The following is a 6,000-nucleotide window of genomic DNA, read 5'->3' as shown; positions in this document are numbered from 1 at the left end:
CCTCCGTGCGGTGAAGATTCGACACCTCCACCACACACGGGGGCCTTCGCCATGATCAAGCCCGGCCAGTGTTAACAACGCTCGTGATCAATACAGCTAGGTGGTTGCCGGTGAACCTCTCCCGACTCGACCTCAATCTGGTCCTCGCCCTTCGCGCGCTGCTGGAGGAGCGCAATGTCACCCGCGCCGGCGAGCGCATCGGCCTCAGCCAGCCGGCCATGAGCGCCGCGCTGTCCCGGCTGCGCCGCCATTTCGACGACGAATTGCTCGCCCGCACCGGCAACGCCTACGAGCTGACTCCGCTCGGCGCCGCCCTGCGCGACCGCAGCGCCACCGCGTGCGACCTGCTGGAGCGGGTCTTCGCCAGCCAGGCCGACTTCGACCCGGCGGCGGAGTCACGTGAGTTCACCCTGCTCGCCTCCGACTACGGGGCGGCCGTGTTCGGTGCCGCACTCGCCCGCACCCTGCACGAGGAGGCGCCCGGCATCCGGCTCACCTTCCAGCACCCGGCACCTTCCGTCGTGGAGAACACCGCCGCGGTGCTGAGCACCGTCGACGGACTGCTGATGCCGCACGGCATCATCGACGGCTTGCCCGCCGTCGACCTCCACCAGGACCGCTGGCTGTTCCTGGTGGCCGACGATCACCCCGAGATCGGTGACGAACTCTCCCTGGACCAGCTGGGGCGTCTGCCTTGGGCCGTCTACCAGCGTCCCTACGACGCCCCGGCCGCCCGCCAGCTCAGCATGATAGGGATCAGTCCCCAGGTGGAGGTGTCCGTGCAGACCTTCCAGCTGCTGCCCCTCATGGTCGAGGGCACCCGCCGGATCGCGATGATCCAGGAGCGCCTGGCACGCAAGGCGGTCCGATCCGCCGCGGTGCGCGTCCTGCCCTGCCCCTTCGAGGCGGTACCGGTGCGGGAGGCGATGTGGTGGCACCCGGTGCACGCTCAGGACGCGGGCCACATCTGGCTGCGGCAGAAGGCCGCGGAAGTGGGCGCGACGCTGGCGGGCAACGGCTACAGCCATGGCAAGGGCCCAGGGAAGGCCGTGCCCGTCGACCAGAGCGCGGGGTTGCCGCCGGGCCGGCTCTGACCGGGCCGGCGGCAACCCGTGATCGACGCGCTCTTGGTCTTCCCGCACACCCTCAGGCCAACTGCTCCGGCAACGGCCGGGGACCGACGGCGCCCACCCGGCGGCGGGCCGCCCACAGCCCCGCCGCGACGAGGGCGGCGGCCAGCCCCAGCACACCCACCGCACCGGCGAGACTGCCGACCGCGGACTCCCCGGCGAGCAGCACCAACGGGCAGATGAACTCACCGCCGAAGAAGGCCGCCGTCCACAGCCCCGTCCCGCGGCCGCGGTCCTCGAACGCCAGGCGGGACATGGCACTGGTGAGAAGGGCGGGCAGCAGCATGCCGGTGCCCACACAGTTGACGACCGCCCCGATGACCAGCAGCGGGGCATTGCCCGCGAGGAACATCACCCCGAAGCCGGCCGCGCAGACCGCGAAGACGGCGGGCAGCATCGGGTCGGGAGAACGCTTGAGCCGGGCGAAGGTGACCGCTCCGCCCACGGTCGCGGCACTGGCGATCGCGGTGGCCAGTCCGATCACGCCGGTGTTCTCCACCCCGAGGTCGTCGAGCAGGTACGACATCTCCACCGGGACGGTGTAGAAGACCATCGCCCCGAAGAAGGTGAGGGCACAGAGGCCGCCCAACTGCCGCCAGGGGAACGAGCGGCGGGCCTCCGTCTCGGCCGGAGTCTCCTCGCCGTCCGCACGGGCCGCCGGGTTGGGCAGGGCGGTTGCCATCAGCGGGGCGAGCGCCAGGCTCACGGCGTAGATCCAGAAGGGCACGCGCCAGCCCGCCGATCCGGCGGCGCCGCCGAGCACGAAGAAGACGGTGGCCGACGCGGAGGCGCACATGGTCTGCAGGGCGAGGTACTTCACCCGCCGGTGACCGCTGTAGTAGTCGCCGATCAGAGTCGTGCAGCAGGTCATGATCGCGGCCTCGGCGACTCCGACCAGGGCGCGGCTGGCGATGATGCCGCCCAGCGAGTCCAGCCACAACGGTGCCGTGCCGAACAGCGCGTACAGGACGGTCGCCACGACCAGCAGGCGCTTGCGGCCCACCCGGTCCACGATCACACCGGCGAACGGGGCCAGCAGCGCCAGCGCCAGCGCCGGGACGGTCAGCGCGAGGGGCACCAGCGCCTTGGCCCCCGGGACCGACGCGAAGTGGTCCTGCATCTTCGGCAGTACCGGGGCGATCAGCACCGCCCCCAGGATCGGCAGACAGCTGCCCGCCATCAGAAGGGTCACCCGCAGCAGATGGGCCGGGCCCGAGACGGCGACGGCTGACGCAGTGGTGGCATCGACCGCCGCGTGAGGCGACGGGGGCACGGAACCGGGCATGGCGACTCCAGGGGGCGGTGTAAGGGAGTGGGCATGCCTCACGGCGCCGACGGCGCACGGCATGCTGGGGAAGCTCGCACGCCGGCGGCATCCGAACAGCGGCGTGCGGTAGCGACGACTATGGGCGCGCCAAAGCGCCGGTGCCATCCCCTGCGCGATCCGAATCCCGTATCCGGGTCATCCACGCTGTGGATGGGATGGGCAACCGTCACGCAGCCGGAAGACGTGCACGACCGTTCCTGCGAGCGAACAGCGGTGCCCCGGAGCTCTGTCGTCCCGGCCTCCGGGACACCGTCGGCTGCCGGCAGCCGACACGTCGCGCACGCAGGGCAGCGTCAGCGGACAGGCAGCGGCAGGACGCGCCGGTAGGCGGCGACGGCGACGACCGCGACCACCACATGCATCACCATCAGCGCGGCGACGGCCAGCGGCCCACTGCCGGGCATACCGCCTCCGAGCAGGGGCTCAGGCGGTCTCCGACCCCGGGCTCGGTGTCACTGTGTGACCCACGAGCCACAGGTGCCTCGCCAATGAGACTCGGCCTTGTGGGAACCGGCTCGCCGAGCACCGTCTGCGCTCAGGCTCGTTCGCCGTCGTGCGGAACGCCGACGAGGACGAAGGCCATCGTGGCCGGTCGGTCGCCGTGGTTGCGCCAGGCGTGGCGGGTCCCGTTCTGGATCACGATGTCCCCTGCCGAGAGCCGGGTGCGGTGGCCGTCGTCGAGTTCGAGGACGATCTCGCCCTGGAGCACGATGCCGTAGTCGACGGTCGGCGTGGTGTGCATGCCGTCGGGCTCGATGAGTTCCGCGATGCCGGGCGAGTCGGCCCGCTGCTCCCGGTCGAAGGCGACGGGGTCGAAGGCCGGGTCGGCCATCGCGGTGTCCGGCGGAAAGGTCAGCACGATGAACCGTGTGCCGCCTGGGGCCGGGAGCAGGCTGGTCACCTTCGGCGTGGGATCCTCCCCCGCCCTGCTGAGGGATCCGCCGGGGTCGGTGGCCCACGGCAGGCGGGACACCCAGCCCGGCAGGCTGGTGAACTCGCGGCTGCGCGGGACGGGGCCGTCGCTGACGACGACCGACCTTCCGTCCTCGTCGTGGCCGGTGACGACTCTGCGCATGTGTCTCTCCTCGGTCGGGTCCGCCGGATGTATCGAACCCGTCGGTCAGTCGGGCCGGTCGGTGCCGGGCTCGGTCAGGGTCGTCAGCGCGGTGGTCCAGGCGTCCAGCACGTCCTCCACCGTCGGGGCCGGTGCCCGGAGCAGGGCGGATGCCACCGTGCGGACGAACAGCCGGTGCCGGTCCTCCGTCAGGTACTCCACCGGGGACTTGCCGTCCACGCGCGCGAGCAGCAGCGCGGGCAACAGGGACGCGGCTCGTGCCTCGACGGCAGGCCGAGGCTCCCAGTCGACGCACCGGACGTATGCCTCGGCCAGCGTGCGGGCGGACCGCAGGAGGCCGGCTCGGTGCCTGGGCAGCACGAGGCTCTTGAGGAGCAGGTGGTTGACGCAGAAGGCGAGGTCGAAGGCCGGGTCTCCGTACCAGGCGCACTCGGCGTCCAGCAGCACGGGACCTGACGGGCCGACAAGGATGTTCTTGGGGCTGACGTCGCCGTGGACCAGCGCCAGGCGGGTGGCGGTCGTGCGCTCGGCGAGGCTGTGCAGGATGTCGCTCAGGGTCGGGTGGGCGGCCGCGGTGGCGAGCAGGTACGGCTCGATGCGCAGTGCGTGGAAGTTGTCGTCGGTGGCGAACTCGGCGGCGAGGGACGCGTCGCCCGCGCTCGCCGCGTGCAGCATGCCGAGCGCCTCTCCGACGGCCGCGGCGGTCGCCACGTCCACCTCGCCGTGGAGCAGTCGCGCCTTCCACACCGGGTACCGCTCGGGGGGCAGATACGCCATGGCGAAGAGGCCGGCTCCGGAATCGTGGGCCAGGAGTTCCGGCACGGTCTCCGGTCGGTGCCGGGACGCGAACCGCATCCACGCCCATTCGTAGGCGTTGCGCGACACCGGTGCCTGCCAGTCGGCGGCTACCTTCAGCCGGGCCAGGGCACGCTTGATGCAGAGGGATCGTCCCGGCAGGTCCACCCGCCACAGGTCGGACGAGACACCGCCGGCGAGCGGGGTCCAGCGTGCGCTCTCATCAGGGCGGGCGAGTTCGTGGGCGGTCAGAAAGCCGGACAGTGCAGGGTCCGGACATGCCTGCACGGAGGCGGGACTCATCGCCGCTCACCCGGCCCGGTGGTCAGGCCACGGGGGCTGTTGCAGGCGTGGGCCGGCGGCTCGCCCACCAGGATCCGTACGACTTCTTCGGCTGCGCGGCGGCGCAGTTCCGTCACCGAGGCGTCGGAGGAGAAGGCGACGTGGGGAGTGATCAGCGCGCCCGGCTGGTCCAGCAGCGCGGCGGGCACGTGCGGTTCGGACTCCAGTACGTCGAACGCGGCTGAGTCGAGGTGCCCGCTGTCGAGCGCCTTGACGACCGCGTCGGTGTCCACCAAAGGCCCCCTGCTGACGTTGACCAGCAGGCCGCCCGGCTTCATGAGCGCCAGCTGCTCGGCGCCGATGATGTGGTGCGTGCCGGGGGTGAGCGGAACGTGGAGGATCACCACGTCGCTGCGGCGCAGCAGTTCCTCCAGGCCCGCCGACTCCACCCCCGGGGCGTCCTTCGGCGGGAAGGGGTCGTGGGCCAGGATCCGGCAGCCGAACGCGCCGAGCTTGGCCGCGGTGGCCCGTCCGATGCGTCCGTAGCCGACGATGCCGCAGGTCAGCGTGGACAACCGGCGCAGCCGGGCGCTTGCGGGGTCCCATCGTCCGGCTCTGACCTCGCGGTCGAACACCGCCAGGCCCCGCGTCCAGGCGAGCACCATGCCGACGGCGTGGTCGGAGACCTCCTCCACGCAGTAGTCCGGAACGTTGGTGACCCACGCGCCCCGCTCGGTGGCGGCTTCCACGGCGATGTTGTCCAGGCCGACGCCGAGTCTGGCCACGATGCGCAGGTCGGGTGCGGCTCCGATCGCGGTGGCGGAGACGGGGGCCCAGCAGGTGAGGATTCCGGCGGGCCGGTGCTCGGCGACCAGTTCCTCGATCATCTCGGCGGAGGCGGGCTCGGCGGGGCCGGTCACCAGGGTGTGGCCCGCCCTCTCGATGACCGATCGCTCGACGGAGTCGTCGGGCCAGGCGTAGTCGGTGAGCAGCACGGTGCCCAGGCGGCTCGGTGAAGTCATGGCAGGTCGTCCTCGCAGGAATCGTACGGCCGCGGCGGGTGTCGGGCCCGGTCGCGGCCGGTGAGCGGTGTGATCGCCGCCCGCAAGGGGCCAGCAGCCTGTCCGACGGGACTGCCGGTCACCACGGGTGGAGCGGAGAGAGGGTTGAGTCGCTGAAGTCGGTGGTGCCGGCGCTCGCCGACTTGTGGTCGGTCCGGGCGCCGCGGTACGTCCCTGGAACGGGTCACGAGAAGCCGGGGCACGTCGCATCAATCTGTCATAGCCACGTTGATGCTAACGATAGCATCAGGAGTCTGCAACACGTCAAGGTTTCGGCATGTGCTCCCGGGATCCCCCCCTCGGCGGGCTCTCTGCCGCAGCACGGATGCC

Annotated in this window: 5 protein-coding genes; 1 reads left to right on the top strand and 4 read right to left on the bottom strand. The window is 71.6% G+C overall.

Going from position 1 to position 6,000, the window contains the following annotated elements:
• The first annotated feature begins 110 nt into the window (after positions 1 to 110).
• A complete protein-coding gene (locus tag ABZ192_RS40940; RefSeq protein WP_356929544.1) occupies positions 111 to 1,094 on the top strand; it encodes a LysR family transcriptional regulator in 984 nt (327 codons plus the stop codon).
• A 52-nt stretch (positions 1,095 to 1,146) separates the two neighbouring features.
• On the opposite strand, the gene ABZ192_RS40935 is transcribed toward ABZ192_RS40940, so the two are convergent.
• The 4 genes from ABZ192_RS40935 to ABZ192_RS40920 all read right to left on the bottom strand — a co-directional run bounded on the left by ABZ192_RS40935 (position 1,147) and on the right by ABZ192_RS40920 (position 5,631).
• Positions 1,147 to 2,415 carry an MFS transporter gene (locus ABZ192_RS40935; RefSeq protein ID WP_356929543.1) on the bottom strand — a complete coding sequence of 423 codons (1,269 nt, stop codon included), beginning with the start codon at positions 2,413 to 2,415 and terminating at the stop codon, positions 1,147 to 1,149.
• Positions 2,416 to 2,992: 577 nt separating this feature from the next.
• Positions 2,993 to 3,532, bottom strand: coding sequence for a cupin domain-containing protein (locus tag ABZ192_RS40930; RefSeq protein ID WP_356929542.1), 540 nt, complete (start codon positions 3,530 to 3,532; stop codon positions 2,993 to 2,995).
• Positions 3,533 to 3,577: 45 nt separating this feature from the next.
• A complete protein-coding gene (locus ABZ192_RS40925; protein WP_356929541.1) occupies positions 3,578 to 4,630 on the bottom strand; it encodes an aminoglycoside phosphotransferase family protein in 1,053 nt (350 codons plus the stop codon).
• Positions 4,627 to 5,631, bottom strand: a complete 1,005-nt coding sequence (locus tag ABZ192_RS40920) for a C-terminal binding protein (RefSeq protein WP_356929540.1) — start codon at positions 5,629 to 5,631, stop codon at positions 4,627 to 4,629. The genes ABZ192_RS40925 and ABZ192_RS40920 overlap by 4 nt, the downstream gene beginning before the upstream one ends.
• Positions 5,632 to 6,000: the final 369 nt, after the last annotated feature.

Origin of the sequence: Streptomyces sp. NPDC006235 (genome assembly GCF_040613735.1) — a bacterium.
Classification (GTDB): Bacteria; Actinomycetota; Actinomycetes; order Streptomycetales; family Streptomycetaceae; genus Streptomyces.
Note: the sequence above shows the minus strand (reverse complement) of the source record. Positions and strands in the feature narration are given on the sequence as shown.